15 protein-coding genes and 1 pseudogene are annotated in these 17,734 nt (G+C 74.0%); 8 read left to right on the forward strand and 8 right to left on the reverse strand.

Features of this window, described 5'->3' with window-relative positions:
* Nucleotides 1–92: 92 nt before the first annotated feature.
* Nucleotides 93–884, forward strand: coding sequence for a 3-hydroxybutyrate dehydrogenase (locus KRR39_RS23360; protein ID WP_216939731.1), 792 nt, complete (start codon nucleotides 93–95; stop codon nucleotides 882–884).
* Nucleotides 885–898: 14 nt separating this feature from the next.
* A complete protein-coding gene (locus tag KRR39_RS23365; protein ID WP_216939732.1) occupies nucleotides 899–2,290 on the forward strand; it encodes an MFS transporter in 1,392 nt (463 codons plus the stop codon).
* A gap of 27 nt (nucleotides 2,291–2,317) precedes the next feature.
* Here KRR39_RS23365 and KRR39_RS25415 read toward each other — a convergent pair whose 3' ends face one another.
* The 3 genes and pseudogenes from KRR39_RS25415 to KRR39_RS23375 form a co-directional block, all read right to left on the reverse strand.
* Nucleotides 2,318–2,557 (reverse strand): hypothetical protein, encoded by a 240-nt coding sequence (locus KRR39_RS25415; RefSeq protein WP_254185377.1) that lies wholly within the window; start codon nucleotides 2,555–2,557, stop codon nucleotides 2,318–2,320.
* Between the two features lie 19 nt (nucleotides 2,558–2,576).
* Nucleotides 2,577–3,068 (reverse strand): annotated as a pseudogene (locus KRR39_RS26430) (glutamine amidotransferase); the annotation flags it as partial.
* Entirely contained in the window at nucleotides 3,058–4,329 is a 1,272-nt protein-coding gene (locus KRR39_RS23375; RefSeq protein WP_216939734.1) for a MurT ligase domain-containing protein, read from the reverse strand. The pseudogene KRR39_RS26430 and the gene KRR39_RS23375, both read right to left, overlap by 11 nt.
* Before the next feature lie 141 nt (nucleotides 4,330–4,470).
* On the opposite strand from KRR39_RS23375, the gene KRR39_RS23380 reads away from it, so the two are divergent.
* Genes KRR39_RS23380 through KRR39_RS23390 form a run of 3 tightly spaced genes read left to right on the forward strand, consistent with a single transcriptional unit; the run spans nucleotide 4,471 to nucleotide 8,413 of the window.
* Nucleotides 4,471–5,100, forward strand: coding sequence for a histone deacetylase (locus tag KRR39_RS23380; protein ID WP_216939735.1), 630 nt, complete (start codon nucleotides 4,471–4,473; stop codon nucleotides 5,098–5,100).
* 33 nt (nucleotides 5,101–5,133) lie between these two features.
* Nucleotides 5,134–6,750, forward strand: coding sequence for an AMP-binding protein (locus tag KRR39_RS23385; protein ID WP_216939736.1), 1,617 nt, complete (start codon nucleotides 5,134–5,136; stop codon nucleotides 6,748–6,750).
* Between the two features lie 10 nt (nucleotides 6,751–6,760).
* Nucleotides 6,761–8,413: a DUF885 domain-containing protein gene (locus tag KRR39_RS23390; RefSeq protein ID WP_216939737.1), complete on the forward strand. Its 1,653-nt coding sequence runs from the start codon at nucleotides 6,761–6,763 to the stop codon at nucleotides 8,411–8,413.
* Between the two features lie 23 nt (nucleotides 8,414–8,436).
* On the opposite strand, the gene KRR39_RS23395 is transcribed toward KRR39_RS23390, so the two are convergent.
* The gene (locus KRR39_RS23395) at nucleotides 8,437–11,349 is read right to left on the reverse strand and encodes a S8 family serine peptidase (protein WP_216939738.1); all 2,913 of its coding nucleotides are present in this window, start codon (nucleotides 11,347–11,349) and stop codon (nucleotides 8,437–8,439) included.
* Nucleotides 11,350–11,450: 101 nt separating this feature from the next.
* Here KRR39_RS23395 and KRR39_RS25420 point away from each other — a divergent pair, with 101 nt between their 5' ends.
* Both KRR39_RS25420 and larE read left to right on the forward strand, forming a co-directional pair.
* A complete protein-coding gene (locus tag KRR39_RS25420) occupies nucleotides 11,451–11,966 on the forward strand; it encodes an HAD family hydrolase (RefSeq protein WP_254185378.1) in 516 nt (171 codons plus the stop codon).
* Nucleotides 11,870–12,895 carry an ATP-dependent sacrificial sulfur transferase LarE gene (gene larE, locus KRR39_RS23400; protein WP_254185379.1) on the forward strand — a complete coding sequence of 342 codons (1,026 nt, stop codon included), beginning with the start codon at nucleotides 11,870–11,872 and terminating at the stop codon, nucleotides 12,893–12,895. Before KRR39_RS25420 ends, larE begins: the two co-directional genes overlap by 97 nt.
* Before the next feature lie 147 nt (nucleotides 12,896–13,042).
* Here larE and KRR39_RS25725 read toward each other — a convergent pair whose 3' ends face one another.
* On the reverse strand, nucleotides 13,043–13,177 hold the full coding sequence (locus KRR39_RS25725; protein WP_302053526.1) for a hypothetical protein: 135 nt from the start codon (nucleotides 13,175–13,177) through the stop codon (nucleotides 13,043–13,045).
* Nucleotides 13,178–13,897: 720 nt separating this feature from the next.
* Nucleotides 13,898–14,434, reverse strand: coding sequence for a hypothetical protein (locus tag KRR39_RS23405; protein ID WP_216939739.1), 537 nt, complete (start codon nucleotides 14,432–14,434; stop codon nucleotides 13,898–13,900).
* A 409-nt stretch (nucleotides 14,435–14,843) separates the two neighbouring features.
* Between KRR39_RS23405 and KRR39_RS23410 the strand changes: the two genes are divergently transcribed.
* Complete coding sequence (locus KRR39_RS23410; RefSeq protein WP_216939740.1) at nucleotides 14,844–15,239, forward strand: cold-shock protein; 396 nt, start codon at nucleotides 14,844–14,846, stop codon at nucleotides 15,237–15,239.
* Here KRR39_RS23410 and KRR39_RS23415 read toward each other — a convergent pair.
* Entirely contained in the window at nucleotides 15,236–16,234 is a 999-nt protein-coding gene (locus KRR39_RS23415; RefSeq protein WP_216939741.1) for an NAD-dependent epimerase/dehydratase family protein, read from the reverse strand. The genes KRR39_RS23410 and KRR39_RS23415 overlap by 4 nt on opposite strands.
* A gap of 20 nt (nucleotides 16,235–16,254) precedes the next feature.
* The gene (locus KRR39_RS23420) at nucleotides 16,255–17,718 is read right to left on the reverse strand and encodes an MFS transporter (RefSeq protein ID WP_254185380.1); all 1,464 of its coding nucleotides are present in this window, start codon (nucleotides 17,716–17,718) and stop codon (nucleotides 16,255–16,257) included.
* Between the last annotated feature and the right edge of the window lie 16 nt (nucleotides 17,719–17,734).

A 17,734-nucleotide genomic window follows, 5' to 3' on the forward strand; every position in this document is an offset into this window, starting at 1 on the left:
GGAGGTCGTGTGGAGGATGCCACACCGGACCCCGGAGTTCATGTGCAGGCTTCACATAGGTATGTGCGCCGCGGACCTCTAGCGTCGTAGGCATGAGTGAGACGCCCGTCACGCCCACCCGCACCCCCCTCCCGCTCGTCGGCCGCACCGCGCTGGTGACCGGCGGGGCCAGCGGCATCGGTCTCGCCGTCGCGGGCCGGCTGGCCGCCGACGGCGCGCACGTCATCGTCCTGGACCGCGACGAGGCCGGCGCCAAGCAGGCCGCCGCCGACGTCGGCGGCGACTACCTGGTCGCCGACCTCTCCGACGGCACGTCGATCGACGCGCTCGGCCTCGGCGACCGCGTGCACGCCGACATCCTGGTCAACAACGCCGGCGTGCAGCACGTCGCGCCGGTCGAGGACTTCGACCCCGAGCGGTTCGGCTTCATCCAGCGGCTGATGCTCGAGGCGCCGTTCCGGCTGGCCCGGGCGCTGCTCCCCGGCATGTACGCCCGCGGCTGGGGCCGCCTCGTGCACGTCTCCTCCGTGCACGGCCACCGCGCGTCGCCGTACAAGGTGGCGTACGTCGCGGCCAAGCACGGTCTCGAAGGTCTCTCCAAGGTCATCGCCTTGGAAGCGGCGGGCAGGGGCGTCACCAGCAACACGGTGTGCCCCGGCTACGTCCGCACCCCTCTGGTCGAGGGACAGATCCACGACCAGGCCCGCACCCACGGTATCGACGAGGACGAGGTCCTCGACGACGTCCTGCTCGCCAGGACACCGGTGAAGCGGCTCGTCGAGCCCGCGGAGGTCGCCGACATGGTCGGTTTCCTGTGCGGTCCCGGCACCAGCTCGGTCACCGGAAGCTCATTTCTCATGGACGGCGGCTGGACCGCCGCGTGAAAGGAAACAACCCCATGTCCACCCAGACCCACGCGTCCGGCTCACCCGCCGGCACCCAGAACGGGATCGTCAAGGTCGTCTTCGCGAGCCTGATCGGCACCGCGACCGAGTGGTACGACTTCTTCCTCTACGGGTCGGCGGCCGCCCTGGTCTTCGGCAAGCTGTTCTTCCCCGACTCCGACCCGATCACCGGCACCCTGCTGGCCTTCGGCACCTACGCCCTGGGCTTCGCGGCCCGGCCCCTCGGCGGCGTGGTCTTCGGCCACTTCGGTGACCGGGTCGGCCGCAAGAAGATGCTCGTCGTCTCGCTGCTGATGATGGGCTTCGGCACCATCGCGATCGGCCTGCTGCCGACGTACGCCACCATCGGCGTCGCGGCGCCGATCCTGCTGCTGGTCTGCCGGCTGGTGCAGGGCTTCGCCGTCGGCGGCGAGTGGGGCGGTGCGGTGCTGATGGCCGCGGAGAACGGCAAGGACAAGGACCGCGGCTTCTGGTCCTCGTGGCCGCAGGCCGGTGTCGCGCTGGGCAACCTGCTCGCGACCGGTGTGCTGTTCGTGCTGGCCGCGGTGCAGAGCGACGCGGCGTTCGAGGCGTGGGGCTGGCGCATCCCGTTCCTGCTGTCCGCCGTGCTGGTCTTCGTCGGCCTCTGGGTGCGGTTCACCCTCGAGGAGTCGCCGGTGTTCGCCGAGGCGGCGAACGAGATCGGGGAGAAGAAGCAGGACGCCAACCACATCCCGATCCTCGAGGTCTTCCGGAAGTACCCCAAGGAGGTCCTCACCGCGATGGGCATGCGGCTCGCGGAGAACACCTCGTACTACATCTTCACCGTCATCGTGATCACCTACATCGTCGACTTCGCCAAGCAGGACAAGGGCCCCGTGCTCCAGGCCCTGCTGATCGGCTCGGTCGTGCACTTCTTGTGGATCCCGACCGTCGGTGCGATCTCCGACCGGGTCGGCCGCCGGCCGCTCTACCTCGCCGGCGCCATCGGCGTGGCCGTCTGGTCGTTCGTGTTCTTCGGCCTGCTCGACTCGGGCAGCCAGCCGAAGATCATCCTGGCGATCGTCGTCGGGCTGATGCTGCACGCGCTGATGTACGCCCCGCAGGCGGCGTTCTTCTCCGAGCTGTTCGGCACCTCGGTGCGCTACACCGGCGCCTCGGTGGGCTACCAGCTCGCGTCGATCTTCGCCGGTGCGATCGCCCCGCTCGTCGCGGTCGCGCTGCTCAAGACCGGCACCCTGGAGGACCCGAACACCAAGGCGGTCGCGATCTACGTGACCATCACCTCGGTGATCACCGTGATCGCGGTGCTGTTCGCCAAGGAGACCCGCGGCAGCTCGCTGCGCCACGACCGCGTGGTGCACGGTGCGCACGAGCACACGGAGATGCCCGCGCCGACCGCCTGATCCCCACCCGGACGGCCCGCCGGCCGGTCAGCGGTGCAGGTGCAGCCGGTGCCCACGACGGACGGCGAGGGCAGCCGCGCGACGCTCCTCCCGCAGCAGGAGCACCGGCTCGTCGTCGTAGGCGGGCAGCTCGCCGACCACCTGCTCGAGCAGGTGGTCGGCGAGCCAGCCGTTGCGGACCAGCACCGGACCGTGCAGGTAGGTGCCCACGACGTGTCCCTGCACCGCACCCTCGGTGTGCCGGTCGCCGTTGCCGGTGCCCGACACGAGACGGCCCAGCGGGCTCGCCGCCGGCCCGAGTCGCGCATCCCCCCTGGTGGTTCTCGAACCCCGTGAGGAACCCGGCTCCCACGACCCCCTCGCACTCGGCGAGCACCTCCCCGACTGCTCGCGGCCCGGGGAGCCGACCGCAGTGGAGGTCGAGGACGCCCAGCCCTGCGCGTCGCCCGCCCTCCGGACCGACGAACGACCTCGACAGCAGCTGAAGCCCGGCACAGACGCCGAGACAGGTCGCCCCGCGGTCGAGCGCTCGCAGCAGCCCGCCGTCGTGGACCAGCCGGCGCCACGCGAGCAGCATCGAGGCGTCCTCGCCTCCTCCGACGAGGTAGATGTCAGCGGCCCGGGGCAGGGGGTCGTGCAGGCCCACCGCGACGACGCTGCAGTCGATGCCGCGGGCCCGGGCCCGGTGGGCGATCGCCATCGCGTTGCCCTGGTCGCCGTACGTGCCGAGCACCTCGGGGTAGACGAGGACGACGCGCACCTCGGAGTCAGCCGGCATCCCGCAGCTCCCGACGCGCACTCTGGAACGCGGTGTAGTTCGCGACCAGGTCGACCGGCCCCGGCGGCAGCATCGCCAACGCCGAGCGGGTGTCCGCGGCCCGTCGGACGTCGGTCAGACCGGCCATCTCCAGCCGGACCAGCATGTCCGTGGCCCGGCGCCCCGTGACGACCACCGGTCGCCCCGCGACCCCGGCGAAGGGGACGTCGTAGAGCCAGGAGGGGTCCCGTCCGTCGACGCCCTCGGAGTTGAAGGCCAGCACGAGCGGGACGGTGCGCGAGGCGACCATGCTCAACGCCTCGACCCAGCCGGCCGGGTTCTTCGCGAGGATCAGGCGGGTCAGCCGGCCGTGGTGGTCGATCACGGCGTAGCGGCCGGCCACCGAGTGGATGTCGCGCAGCCGGTCGGCCGCGGCCTGCGGGTCGACGCCGGCCGCGGCAGCCGCCGCCACCCCCATCGCGGCGTTGGCGAGGTTCGCCCGCCCCGGGAGGCCGAGGTCCAGCGTGACCCGCACCGAGTCGCTGACCAGGTCGGCGGACTCGAGCCACCAGTCCGGGCGGGGACGACGCAGGCCGCAGCCGCAGCCCCAGTCCAGGCCGGTGTGCCGGCACTCGTCGCCGCACCGCGGGCAGACCTGGGAGTCCTGCGTCCACCGGAGGCCGACGCTCACCCAGGTCCGCCGGTGCGCGGCCAGGGCGGGGAACACCACGTCGGGGTCGTCGCAGTTGGCCACCGCGTGCTCGAGCCCGCCGAGCACCCGGTGCCAGCTCGACGCGAGCGCGGCGACCTCGTGGTGGCGGTGCAGCTGGTCCCGCGACAGGTTCAGCAGGACCGCGGTCCGGGCGCCGGTCTGGGCCAGGGCCCACGGCAGCCAGCCCTCGTCCGTCTCGAGCACCACCACGGGTGCCCGGCCCGACGCGAGCGTCCGCACCAGCCCGTTGGGCGTGTTCGCCCCGTCCTCGTTGCTGTCCACGGCCGAGCGGACCCGCAGGGCGGCGGTGAGGTACGACGACGTGGTGGTCTTGCCGTTCGTGCCGCTCACCAGCACCACGTCGCGGTCCCGGGAGAGCTCCCGCGCCGTACCCGGGGCGAGCGCGAGCATCACCCGGCCGCCGATGACACCGCCGGAACCGAGCCCGATGCGGCAGGAGGCCTTCTCGGCGACCCCTCCGAGGCGAGCCGCGGCACCCACCCGCAGCGACCGGTGCGCCGCGGTGGGAGGGCGGGGCCGGTGCCGCCGCGCTGTTCGCGTGATGCTCACCCCCAGAGTGAAGACCCGGATCCCTGACTGCAACCTGAACCCGAGGACCCTCTGGTCGCATGGCTCATGATCGCCCCCGTGCGCTCCCTCTGCCATGGCTCGAACACGTCCGCGGCCATGGCCCGCGTAGCCTGCGAGGTCATGTCGGACACGTCGGAGAACCGCACGGAGGGGCCGCGCGTCTGGTACGTCAGCTACGGCTCCAACCTGTGCTCGGACCGGCTGGCCTGCTACCTCGAGGGTGGTCGCCCGGTCGGCGCGAGCAGGACCCACGCGGGGGCGCGGGACCGGACCCTCCCGCGGCGCAGCATCCCGGTCGACCTGCCGGGGACGGTCTACTTCGCGGGCGAGTCGGCGCAGTGGGGCGGCGGCGTCGCGTTCTACGACCACGCGACGCCCGGCTGGACGGCGGCCCGCGGCTACGACGTCACCGCGGGCCAGCTCGCCGACATCGCCGCGCAGGAGATGCACCGCGAGCCGCGCGAGGGCGACCCCCTCGAGGCGCTGCTCGGCCGTCCGCTCGACGGGGGCCGCCACGAGGTCGGTCCGGGACGCTACGAGACGCTCGTCGAGGTGGGCCGGCACCAGGGCCTGCCGATGCTCACCTTCACCTCGCCGCACGGCGCCGGTCACGTCGAGCACACCCGCCCTTCCGAGGGCTACCTCGCGATGCTCGGGGCCGGCCTGCGCGAGTCCCGCGGATGGGCGGACCGGGAGGTGGCGTCCTACCTCGCGACCGTGCTGCCGCGCACCTCCCCGGACGAGGGGTAGGCGGGGCGCGGGCCGCTCACTAGTCTGCGAGGCATGGAGTCCTACGCCGCCGGAGAGACCACCCCGCCCCTGCTCGAGCAGACGATCGGGGACCACTTCGAGAGCGTGGTGGCCCGGCACGGTGCCCGCGAGGCGCTCGTCGAGGTGGCCAGCGGCCGGCGGTGGACGTACGCCGAGCTCGACGCGGACGTGAACGCGCTGGCGCGGGGGCTGATGGCCGCCGGCGTCGCGAAGGGCGACCGGGTCGGGATCTGGGCGCCGAACTGCGCGGAGTGGACGCTGGTGCAGTACGCCACCGCCAAGATCGGCGCGATCATCGTCAACGTCAACCCGGCCTACCGCACCCACGAGCTGGCCTACGCGCTCAACCAGTCCGGTCTCAGGCTGCTGGTCAGCGCCGAGAGCTTCAAGTCCAGCGACTACCGCGCGATGGTCGAGGAGGTCTCCTCCGACACCCACGCCCTGGAGCGCACGGTCTACATCGGCACCCCGGACTGGGACGAGCTGGTCGCCGGCGGCGCCGCGGTCGCAGAGGAGGCGCTGCGCGAGCGGATGAGCGCGCTGGACCCCCGCGACCCGATCAACATCCAGTACACGTCGGGCACCACCGGCTTCCCCAAGGGCGCCACGCTGAGCCACCGCAACATCCTCAACAACGGCTTCTTCGTCACCGAGGCGATCGACTTCACCGAGCAGGACCGGTTGGCGATCCCGGTGCCCTTCTACCACTGCTTCGGGATGGTGATGGGCAACCTGGGCTGCACCACCCACGGCGCCGCGATGGTCATCCCGGCCCCCGGGTTCGACCCGTCCGTGACGCTGAGGACCGTCCAGGACGAGCGCTGCACCGGCGTGTACGGCGTCCCGACGATGTTCATCGCGATGCAGAACGCCCCGGACTTCGCGGACTACGACCTGTCCACGCTGCGCACCGGGATCATGGCCGGCTCGATCTGCCCGGTCGAGGTGATGAAGCGCTGCCTGTCCGACATGCACATGGCCGGGGTGTCGATCGCCTACGGCATGACCGAGACCTCGCCGGTGTCCACCCAGACCCGCAGCGACGACGACCTCGACCGCCGTACGTCGACCATCGGCCGGGTCCACCCGCACGTCGAGATCAAGGTGGTCGACCCGGCGACCGGCGAGACCGTCGAACGGGGCGAGACCGGCGAGCTGTGCACCCGCGGGTACTCGGTGATGATCGGCTACTGGAACGACCCGGAGAAGACCGCCGAGGCCATCGACCCCGACGGCTGGATGCACACCGGGGACCTCGCCGTGATGCGCGAGGACGGCTACGCCAACATCGTCGGCCGGATCAAGGACATGGTGATCCGCGGCGGTGAGAACATCTACCCGCGCGAGATCGAGGAGTTCCTCTACACGCACCCCGACATCGAGGACGTCCAGGTGATCGGCGTGCCCGACGAGAAGTACGGCGAGGAGCTGTGCGCCTGGATCAAGATGCGCGCCGGCGCCGAGCCGCTGGACGCCGCCGCGGTGCGGGAGTTCGCGACCGGCAGGCTGTCGCACTACAAGATCCCGCGCTACGTGATGGTGGTCGACGAGTTCCCGATGACGGTCACTGGCAAGATCCGCAAGGTGCAGATGCGCGAGGAGACCGCCGAGCAGCTCGGCCTGGCCTGAGGGGGGACCCATGAACGAAGAGCTCGACCGGCTGGCGGCCGACTACTACGACTACCGCCTGCGTACGACGCCCACGTGGGCGCACATGATCGGGGAGTACGCCTACGCCGACCGCTACGAGGACGTCAGCCGCGCCGGCGAGGACGCGGCGATCGCCGAGGCCCGGGCGCTGGCCGCGCGGGCGGAGGCGGTCGACGAGACCGGCCTCGACGACGGCGACCGGATCACCCGGTCGATGCTGGTGTGGGACGCGTCCTCACGCGCCGAGCTGCTCGCCGGCCGCACCGCCGAGCTGATGGCCAACCCGATCTTCGGCGTGCAGGCCAGCCTCGGGGTCTACGTCCCCAAGCTCGCCGTGCCCGACGCCGAGGTCGCCGAGGCGATGGTGGCCAAGTTCGAGGGCGTCGCGGCCCACCTCGACCAGGTCGCGGAGCGGCACCGGGAGGGCGTCGCGTCGGGACGCACCCCGGCCGACTTCGCGGTCCGGCAGACCGTCCAGCAGCTCGACGCCTGGCTCGCCACGCCGATCGGCGAGGACCCGATGCTGGGCGTGCAGGACCCGCCCGCCGGCGTCGACGCCGCCCGCTGGCACGAGCGGCTGCTGGCCGTCGTGCAGAAGCAGGTGCGTCCGGCGGCCGAGCGCTACCGCGACGTGCTCCGCGACGAGGTGGCGCCGCACGCGCGGCCCGACGAGCGGTGCGGGATGACCTACCTCCCCGACGGCGACGCGGTCTACGCCGGGCTGGCCCGGTTCTTCACCACCACCGACCGGACCCCCGAGGAGATCCACGAGACCGGGCTGCGCCAGGTGGCCGCCCTCGCGGAGGAGTACCGCGACCTCGGCCCCCAGGTGGTCGGCACCGACGACGTGCCGTCGGTCTTCGCCGCGCTGCGCGACGACCCGGCCATGCACCACACCAGCGGCGACGAGATCGTCGCGGACTCCAAGACCGCGATGGCGAAGGCCCGTGCGGCGATGGGGGACTGGTTCGGCCGGCTGCCGCAGTCCGACTGCGACGTCGAGGCGACCACCAGCGGCGCGATCGCCTACTACTTCGCGCCGCCCAAGGACGGCTCGCGCGGCGGGGTGTTCTTCATGAACGTCGCCGACCCCGAGGGCTGGGGCCGCTACGAGATCGAGAACACCAGCTACCACGAGGGCATCCCGGGCCACCACCTCCAGCTGGCCATCGCCGCCGAGCTCGACGACGTCCCGGAGTTCCGCAAGCGCGCCTTCATCGCGGCGTACGGCGAGGGCTGGGGGCTCTACACCGAGCGACTCGCCGACGAGATGGGGCTCTACTCCACCCCGCTGGACCGGGTCGGGATGCTGTCGGCGGACTCGATGCGCGCCTGCCGGCTGGTCGTCGACACCGGGATGCACGCGCTCGGCTGGAGCCGGCAGCAGGCGGTCGACTACATGCTCGCGAACTCCCCGATGCGGGCCGGCCACATCGGCGCGGAGATCGACCGGTACGCCGTCACCCCCGGGCAGGCACTGTCCTACATGATCGGGCGGCTGGAGATCCAGCGGATCCGGCGCGAGGCGGAGGCCCGGCAGGGCACGGCGTTCGACATCAAGGCGTTCCACGACGCGGTGCTGGACTCCGGTCCGATGCCGCTCGGGCTGCTCGACGCGCACGTCACCCGCCGCCTGCCCTAGCCGGCGACCGGGGGAGTCGAGCGTCAGTTGACCGCGAGCAGGGTGCGGGCCGCGGTGTCGCCGTAGGTCAGCACCCCGAGGTAGCTGGTGGCCGCGTCCAGCCCGACCCACGACGCGGAGTAGCGGAACCGCTGGCCGGGGGCGAAGCCGACCGCGTCGGTGCTCAGCGTGACCGGGGCCGCGCCGCTGCCGGGGACGACCCAGGTCTGCAGCGCGCCGGCGACGGTCGAGCCGTTCTCCGCGGAGGCGGCGTGCACGTAGACCGTGTAGCTGCCGGGCGCGGGGTCGGTCAGGGTGACCTCGGCCTCGGGGGAGGAGCCCGTCGAGCCGTCCACCAGCACGCCGTCGCGGTAGACGTAGAGGTCGACGTCGTCACCGGCGGCGCCGCTGGCCGTGGTGAAACGGGCCACGTCGGTGCCGGCCGGGACGGTGACCTGCCGGGAGGCGGTGGCCGCGTCCGCCGCGGGTGCGGTCACGTCGAACGGGCCCGGTGTCAGGGCGAGGGGGGTCGTGGTCGCCGGCACCAGGCCGCTGCTGCGGAGCTTGACGGTGCGGCCGTTGCCGGAGCGTCCGGTGACCGAGACGCTGCCGCTGGCACCGCTGCCGGTGACCTGGCGGGGAGCGGCGACGACGGTCGGGCGCACCGCGACCGGGATCCGCACCCGGTGCCGGTCGCCGCGCCACACCAGCCAGCCGGTGACGTCCCGGTCGACGGTCGCGGACGGCCGGGCGGTGATCCGCAGCCGGACCGTGCGGCTCTGCCCGGGGCGCAGCCGCACGGTCGCCGGGAAGGCCTGCACGTCGACGTCGGCGAGGCCGCGCTTGCGCACGGAGTAGGACTCCCGGCGGCTGCTCACGTTGGTGACCGTGCGGGTGACGGTGGTGGGGCCGACCAGGTCGCCGATCGCGAGGGACGGCGCGTTGACGTCGCTGGCGTCGATCCGCCCGGCGACGTACCGCTGCCAGGACGACGCCGGGGTGTCGAAGACCAGGCCCGGGTCGAGGAACGCCGACGGGTCGACGTGGCCGGCGCCCTCGACGAGCGGCCCGTGCGGGCCGTGCAGGTCGTAGGCGGTGGTCATCATCGCGGACTTGATGCGGGAGACCGACCAGTCCGGGTGCACGCCGGCGATGAACGCCGCCAGGCCCGCCACGTGCGGGGCGCTGGCCGACGTGCCGGACGCGAGGTCCCACGACCGGCCGGAGTCCGATGCCGGGGCCACCGCGCCGAGCACGCCCACGCCCGGGGCGGTCAGGTCGGGCTTGAGCACGTCGCCGCCGGCCTCGAGCGCCGGGCCGCGCCCGGAGAAGCCGGCCGCCGTGGGCACCCGGCTGTCGGAGCGGTCGCGCGGGTCGAGGCGGGCGGTCGCGCCGGGCTGCCGGGCATAGGCCCGGACCGCGGCCGACGCGGTCAGGTCCAGGTGCACGGTGGGCACGGCGTGCACGTCGGCGTCGGTGCTCTGCGGACGGGTGTTGGCCAGCACCATGCCGGCCCCGCCGGCGGTGGCGACGGTCGCGGACTTGTCCACGCGGGCGCCGTCGCCGCGGTCGCAGACCACGATCCGGCCCTGCGTCCGCGCGGCGTCGAGGCTGCCCGCCTCGCACAACCGGGCCGAGTCGGGGGTGGCGCCCGGGGCCGCGACGTCGGCGCCGAGCACCAGGCGGGTGGAGCGCACCGGCTGGTCGGAGACCATCGCGCCCACGAACGAGCGGCCGTCGCCGAGCCGGACCGCGCCCTGGAAGACGTGGTGGGTGCTCGCCGCCACCGTGGTGACCCACGGCGAGACGTGGCCGACGGAGTCCGCCGCGGGCCCGTCGTTACCGGCCGAGGTGGCCACGAAGACCCCGGCGGTGGCCGCACCCAGGAACGCGCGCTCGACGGCGTCGTCGACGCGGCGGCTGCCGGACACCGAGTAGTTCAGGACGTCGACGCCGTCGGACACCGCCTGGTCGACCGCGGCGACCGTGTCGGCGGTCGTGCAGCCGTCCTGGCTCGGGTCCGGGGCGGTCCAGCAGGCCTTGTAGACCGCGAGCCGGGCCGCCGGCGCCATCCCCGAGGTGGTGCCGAAGCGCTGCCCATCGACCTCGACGCGGACGTCGTGGTCGCCCGCGGCCGTCGACGCGACGTGCGAGCCGTGGCCGGTGCCGTCCCGGGGGGAGAGGTACTCCGCGCCGGCGACGTTCTCCTCGCCGAACCCGCTGACGAACCAGCGGGCCGAGACGACCTTGTCGTTGCAGTCCTCGGGCGCCCACTCCTCGCCGGCGGCGCAGGCGCCGTGGAAGCCGGGGAGCTGCGGCGCGGTGCCGGGGGTGCGCTGCGGCAGGCCGCTGAAGCTCGGGTTGTCCGGCCAGATGCCGGTGTCCACGACGCCGACCACGACCCCGTGCCCGGCGCGCTGCGGGCCGCCGTGCCGGGCCCAGACGCCGTCCGGGCCGGCGAGGCCGAGCAGGTTGCGCGAGCTGCTGCCGACGACCGGTGCGGCGGCGGCGCTCGACCGCACCCGGTCGACGTGCTGCTTGGTGCTGCGCTCGACGAGGGTGACCCCCGGCGTGACGCGCGCCTGCCGGACCTGGTCGCTGGTCAGCGTCGCCGCGAAGCCGTTCAGCGCGGTCGAGTAGCGGTAGAGCACCGCGGGGTCGCCCAGGGCGTGCACGACCCGGTCCTGCTCGGCGGTCAGCCGGGCGGTGTAGGCCGTGACGGCCGGCCGGGCCCGGTCGAAGCGCGCGCCGCCGGTGGGCCGGGTCGCGGCGTACGACGCGGCGGGCGGCGCGGTCAGCGTGACGACGTACACCCCGGGGGCCGTGGCCCGCAGCGGGTCGGGGATCGTGCCCTTGGCGGCGGCGGTGCCCGGTGCGGCGGCCAGGCCGGCCGTGAGCAGGGCGGATCCGGCGGCCAGCGCAGCGGCGCGGCGCACGAGGTGCGTTCGGGGGAACACCGGGCCGCCTCTCTGCGATCGCGGGGCGGGCGCCTCGCGGCCCCCCATCGTCGCAGGGGCCCCAGGCTGCTTCAACAGGAACCTCGACATACGCTCACCCCATGCCTGATCCCGCTCAGCTCGTCGTGGGTTTCGACCTCGACATGACGCTCATCGACACCCGCCCCGGGTTCGCGGCGACGCTGTCGGTGCTCGCGGAGGAGACCGGCACCGTCCTGGACGTCGAGGACCTCAGCAACCGGCTCGGCCCGCCGCTCGACCTGATGCTCGCGCCGCACTACCCCGCCGAGGACCTGCCGGGCCTGGTCGCGCGGTTCCGGGCGCACTACCCCGCGCACGCGATCGCGCCGACCGGGACGTTCCCCGGAGCGCACGCCGCCCTGGACGCCGTACGTCGGCACGGCGGTCGCAGCGTCGTGGTCACCGGGAAGTACCGCCCCAACGCGGCCCTGCACCTCGAGGCGCTCGACCTCGACGCGGACGCCCTGGTCGGCGAGGTCTGGGGGTCGGCAAGGGCGCGGTGCTGGTCGAGCACGGCGCGAGCGTCTACGTCGGTGACCACGTCCATGACGTCGAGGGTGCCCGCGCGGCCGGGGCGGTCAGCGTGTCGGTGCTGACCGGCGGCTGCACCGAGCAGGAGCTCCGGGACGCCGGGACCGACGTGGTGCTGCACGACCTGACCGAGCTGCCCGCCTGGCTGGACGCCCACGTCCTCGACGTCCGGCTGGCCGCGCTCGAGGCGGAGCTGCGGTCCTACGGGTCGGTGCTGGTCGCCTACAGCGGCGGAGCGGACAGCGCGTTCCTGCTCGCGGCGGCGGTCCGCGCCCTCGGCGCCGACCGGGTCGGTGCGGCCACCGCCTACTCCGACTCCCTGCCGCAGAGCGAGCGCTCCCCGGCCCTCGACCTCGCGGCGTCGCTCGGGGTCCGGGTCTTCACCCCGGAGACCCACGAGATGGACCGCGAGGGCTACCGCGCCAACGCCGGCGACCGCTGCTACTTCTGCAAGGCCGAGCTGCTCGACGTGCTCTGGCCGCTGGGCGAGGAGCACGGCTTCGCCCGGGTCGCCACCGGCACCAACGCCGACGACGCGGTGGCCGGGTTCCGGCCGGGCATCCGGGCCGCCGCCGAACGGGGCGCCGCCACCCCGCTGCGCGACGCCGGCCTCACCAAGGAGCAGATCCGGCTCGCGTCGCGGCGCTGGGACCTGCCCACCTGGGACAAGCCCGCCGCGGCGTGCCTGTCGAGCCGGGTCGCCTTCGGCATCGAGGTCAGCCCGTTCCGGCTGGCCCGCGTCGAGCGCGCCGAGGCCGGGGTGCGGGCGGCGCTCGACGCCGCCGGGATCGACGTACGGAACGTGCGGGTGCGCGACGTCGGGGACCGGGGCCGGCTCGAGGTCGACGCCGACCGGCTCGCCGAGGTGGACGCCTGCCCGGCGGTCCTCGAGGCGGTGCGGGACGCCGGCTTCGAGGAGGCCGAGGTGGACCGGCACGGGTTCCGGTCGGGCTCGATGAACGAGCTGCTGCCCGAGCCGGAGCAGTTCCGCTGACCTCCCGCCCAGCACAGCCCGACCCGGGCCTCAGCACAGCCCGACCCGGGTCTCGGACGTGCTGGATCGTCGACAGTGGGGGTGCCGGGAGGCATGGCGCTGCGCTCGGGGAACCGTTGACGAGGTGCGGCGACTCCGAAGCACTGTTCAGTGGGAGGAGATGGTGACGCGGTAGGTGCGCTGCAGGGGGCTGGTCCACTCGTAGGTGGTCTCGCCACCTGGCGGGTCGCTCAGCGGGTCCTCGGGGACGCGCCGGTAGGCCCAGCCGGCGAGGGTCTTCATCCGGTGGTGCCGCCGGCACAGGCAGGCCAGGTTCGCCGGGCTGGTCTGGCCGGGTGGTCCGCCCTGGTCGGGGGGGGAGGTAGGGCCGTAGGTGGTCCAGGTCGCAGGACCGGGCGTCGGTGCTGCAACCGGGGAACACGCAGTGCCGGTCGCGCAGCCGCACCAGCTCCCGCATCCACCCCGGCGCGTCGTGGCCGTCCACCGCGTCGGTGCGGGTCGGGACCAGGGCCGGTCGCACACTGACCCCGGCCAGCCGTTGCAGCCAGTCCCGCAGCAGGGCCAGGGTGGCGGTACCGAGCCGCTCCACCGACCCGCCACCGCGGGAGGGGTCGGCCAGGTCGGCGGCGTCCACGTGCAGGTAGAGGGTGCCGTGCGCCCCGTTGAGCCCCGGCGCGCCGGGGCCGGGCGACGTCTCGGGATCCGACTGCGGGCCGTGGGCCAGGGCGAGGGTGCGTTGCGGGTGGGCGAGCATCCCGAGCGCGGTGGCCCGCCGGAGGTCGAGGGGGCGGTGGTCGCCGAGCCGGCCCAGGGTGGAGGCGAGGTCGGCCAGGGTGGAGTCGAGGTCCAGGGCGTCCAGGGTGTCGAGCCGGGCGGTCATCGTGGTCACCGCGGTGGAGTCGCGGTGCTCGAACCAGACGCCGCGGTGCTCCAGGGCGAGCTGCTCGACGGCGGCGGCCTGGTCCGGGTCGCAGCGCAGCCGGGCCTCGTGCAGCACCGGGTTCAGCGCCGGAACCCGGTTGTGTCGGCCGGCCACCGCGAGGTGCCGGTCCACGAACGCCACCGACACGGAGCCCAGTCCGGTGGTGGCGCGGGCGACCTGGCGGGCCTTCCAGGCCTGCAGCCGGCCGTCTTGGACCAGCGCCACAGCCGGGGCAGCCGGAAGCACAGCTCGACGGCCTCACCGACCAGCCGCAGCCCGGCGGCGAAGGACAGGTCCAGTGCGGCGGCCAGCTCCTCCACGGCGTACTGCGCGATGCCCGGGGTGCCCGGCCCGGCCAGCGGGACCTCGCCGTCGAGGGCGAGCCCGTGCCCGAGCGGCCCGGGCCGGGTGCCGGCCCCGAACACCGCGGCCGGGGTCTGCTCGGTGACCGGGTGCAGGTCCACCCAGGCCACCGCCGCGGCCAGCAGCCGGGCCTCCTGCCGGTCCGCGGTGCGGCGCGCGGTGACCACCGCGTCCAGCACCGCGGACCGGTCCAGGTCCCGCAGCCCGGACACGTCGGTGTCCGGCTCGAACCCGGGATCTGCTGTCGTGGTCATGGGTCGAACCTAGACGCGACCACCGACAGTTTCTGTGCCGCGATGAGACAGAATTCCCTTGTCCACAAGGGGAAAGTCGAGAAGTCGTGGCATCGCCTCGGGGTGCTGGAGGATCCCGTGGAGCTTCAGGACCGAGTAGAGCATGACCAGACCAACGACGATCACCGCTCGCGGGCCCTGGCGGGCAGGGCGACGACTGGTTCCGTCGTCGGCGCCGTGTGTCTCCGGGTGGTCGACGGAACGCCGTAACGTGCCGATGACAGGTCGTTTGTGTGCAGTGTGACGTCCGGTCGCGTCCACCACGGGGACACTTTCGTCAACTCCGTGGCTGCCGGGTGCACCCCGGCCGTAGGCTCTTGCTGCTCGAGCAAAGAGCGACCGACTCACGTGATCACAAAGGGGTTCAGCCGTGCCGACTGGCAAGGTCAAGTGGTACGACGCCGACAAGGGCTTCGGCTTCCTGTCCAAGGACGACGGGGGCGATGTTTACGTCCGCGCCGACGCCCTGCCCGCGGGTGCCCCCGCGCTCAAGCCCGGCGCGCGCGTGGAGTTCGGACTGGTCCAGGGCCGCAAGGGCGACCAGGCCATGCAGGTCCGGCTGCTGGACCCGGTGCCCTCCGTGGCCAAGGCGGTCTCCAAGTCCCAGCGCAAGAAGCCGGCCGACATGGTCAACATCATCGAGGACCTCTACGGCCTGCTGGAGAACATCGAGCGGTCCTACCGCGGCGGCCGGCACCCCGACGGCAAGGTCGCCAAGCCGACGGCCAAGGTGCTGCGCGCCCTGGCCGACGAGCTCGAGCTCTAGGAGCCGGCGGCTGCGTGCCAGGCGCGCAGCAGCCGGGCCTCGTCCTCGGGCGCGCTGCCCCACTCCGCCACGGGCTCGGGCCCGGCCTGCTGCATCCACTCCCACGTGTCGGCGATGGTCTGCTCCAGCGGCCGCGTGCGCAGGCCGGCCGCGACCGCCCGGGCCGGGTCGGCGGCCATCACGTGCTCGGCCGCGCCCTCGGTCCACAGCGGCGCGCTCTGGTAGGTGCCGCCCTGCTCGGCGTACCACGCCGGGTCGACCCAGGTGAGCTGCGTGCCGGCCGGCCCGACCGCCGCGACGGTCGCGTCGAGCAGGTCGCCGAAGCCGTACGGCGGCGCCGGGGACGCCACGGTCAGCGGGCCGGCGGTGGCGTTCTCGCACACCCGGACGGCGAGGTCGCCCTGGTCGCGGGCGTCGATGACCTGCATCGGGGCGTCGTACGGTCCCGGCGCGAGCACCTCGCCGCCGGCCGCGACCCGGCGCACCCACCAGGTGAACCGGCCGGTGTAGTCGTGCGGGCCGACGACGTACGTCGGTCGGAGCACGGCGAGGTGATCGGCGCCGTAGGCCTCGGCGGCGGCCTCCTCGCAGAGCACCTTGAGCCCGCCGTACGTCTCGCCGGTGACCTCCTCGACGGTCGGGTCGTCCAGCCGGGCCAGCGGCGAGTCCTCGTCGTAGCCCGGGCCGGCCGGCTCGGCGTAGGCCGACACCGAGGAGACCAGCACGTGGTGGCCGCCGCGGCCGTCGAGGGCCGCGGCCAGCGTCCGCACATGGCGGGGGACGTAGGCGCAGACGTCGACGGTGGCGTCGAACTCCCGATCGGCGAGCACCGCCAGGTCGCCGTTGCGGTCGGCCAGCAGGTGCTCGACCCGGTCCAGGGCGGGGTCGTTGGTGACGCCCCGGTGCAGCAGGGTCACCTCGTGACCGGCGCTGAGGGCGGACTCGACCATGGCGCGGCCCACGAAACGGGTGCCGCCGACGAAGAGGATGCGCATGGCAGGACGGTAGCCGCCGCTCAGGAAACGCGGCGTGCGGCGGGCCCGCCGCGGCGCACCGCGCTGAGCGTCCACCCGCTCCACGCGACCAGGATCGCGGCGGCCACGCCCAGGCCGAGCTCGGGGTTCAGCGGCAGCACGATGCCGATGAACCCGCCCACGACCCAGGACAGCTGCAGCAGGGTCTCGGACTTCGCGAAGGTCCCGGCCCGGCGCCGCTCGGGGACCTCCCGCTGGATCAGCGCGTCGAGCGAGAGCTTGCCGAGTGACTGGGCGAGCCCGGCGGTCAGCCCCAGCAGCACCGCGGTCGGCAGCCCGTAGAACAGCGCGACCACCACCGCGACCGCCGCGTCGGCCAGCAGCATCACCACCACGGTCACCTGCGGGCTGATCCGGCGCAGCACCGAGCCGAGCGTGATGCCGATGGTGCTGCCCAGGCCGGCGGACCCGATCACCAGGCCGAGGAGCAGGGCGGGCTTGTCCTCCCAGCCCGGGAACGGCTCGTCGCGCAGCAGGAACGCCATGAACATCGTCAGGAAGCCGCTCAGCAGCCGCATCCCGGTGTTCGCCCGCAGCGCCACCTTCACGCTGTACGGGAGCGGCGGGCGCTTCGCCCGGCCCACTCCGGTCACCGCGGCGCCGTCCTCGCCGGCCGAGCTGTCCACCCGGGCCGGCAGCAGGATCGCCAGCACGGTCGCGCCGACGAAGACCAGGAAGGCGTAGCGCAGCGACCACTGCGGTCCGAAGGTCGACGCCCCGACCGCCAGCGGCGCGGAGATCGCGGCCCCGGCGACCGCGGACAGCGAGATGCGGGAGTTCGCCTTGACCAGGCTGAGCTGGCGCGGCAGCACCCGGGGCACCGCGGCGGCCCGGGTGACGCCGTACGCCTTGGACGCCACCAGGCAGCCCAGCGCCGCGGGGAACAGCGCGACCGAGTCGCCGGAGCGTACGGCGTCCGCGAGGACCCAGCAGAGGAACGCGCGCAGCGCCATCGTCGCGCCGATCGCCCACCGCCGGCCGTGGCTGAAGCGGTCCAGGAACGGGCCGATCAGGGGGGCGACGATCGCGAACGGCAGCATCGTCAGGCCCAGGAAGAGCGCGACCTGCCCACGGGCCTGGTCGGTGGGGACCTGGAAGAACAGGGTGCCGGCCAGCGAGATGGCCACCGCCGCGTCGCCGGCCCCGTTGAAGGCGTGCAGCTCGATCAGCCGGGACAGGCCGCTGTCGCCGGCGCCCTCGGCGTGGGTGGCGCGGCGGGCCTGGCGCAGCGTGTAGCCGGCCGCCCGGCCGGTGCCGGAACCTGCCCGGCGGGCGCCCCGGGCGGCGGCCCGGGCGGCGCGGCGGCTGCCGCCGGCGACCGAGCGGGCCCGCATCCTGGCCCCGGAGCGGCCGGGCAGCTCCTCGGTGTCGGCGTCCTCGCCGGGGCGCGGGCCCGCGCTCCCGCCGACGGTGCCGCCGGCGTGCCTGCTGTCCTCGGGCCGCATGTCCCCATCTTGCCTG

Source organism: Nocardioides panacis (genome assembly GCF_019039255.1).
Classification (GTDB): Bacteria; Actinomycetota; Actinomycetes; order Propionibacteriales; family Nocardioidaceae; genus Nocardioides_B; species Nocardioides_B panacis.

Bases quoted from the DNA above. Each gene is read 5' to 3' on its own strand.
- KRR39_RS23420 (WP_254185380.1), bottom strand. From the start codon at position 17,718: ATGCGGCCCGAGGACAGCAGGCACGCCGGCGGCACCGTCGGCGGGAGC.
- KRR39_RS23380 (WP_216939735.1), top strand. From the start codon at position 4,471: ATGTCGGACACGTCGGAGAACCGCACGGAGGGGCCGCGCGTCTGGTAC.
- KRR39_RS23385 (WP_216939736.1), top strand. From the start codon at position 5,134: ATGGAGTCCTACGCCGCCGGAGAGACCACCCCGCCCCTGCTCGAGCAG.
- KRR39_RS23415 (WP_216939741.1), bottom strand. From the start codon at position 16,234: ATGCGCATCCTCTTCGTCGGCGGCACCCGTTTCGTGGGCCGCGCCATG.
- KRR39_RS25420 (WP_254185378.1), top strand. From the start codon at position 11,451: ATGCCTGATCCCGCTCAGCTCGTCGTGGGTTTCGACCTCGACATGACG.
- KRR39_RS23360 (WP_216939731.1), top strand. From the start codon at position 93: ATGAGTGAGACGCCCGTCACGCCCACCCGCACCCCCCTCCCGCTCGTC.
- KRR39_RS23405 (WP_216939739.1), bottom strand. From the start codon at position 14,434: ATGACCACGACAGCAGATCCCGGGTTCGAGCCGGACACCGACGTGTCC.
- KRR39_RS25725 (WP_302053526.1), bottom strand. From the start codon at position 13,177: ATGAAGACCCTCGCCGGCTGGGCCTACCGGCGCGTCCCCGAGGACCCG.
- KRR39_RS23390 (WP_216939737.1), top strand. From the start codon at position 6,761: ATGAACGAAGAGCTCGACCGGCTGGCGGCCGACTACTACGACTACCGC.
- KRR39_RS23365 (WP_216939732.1), top strand. From the start codon at position 899: ATGTCCACCCAGACCCACGCGTCCGGCTCACCCGCCGGCACCCAGAAC.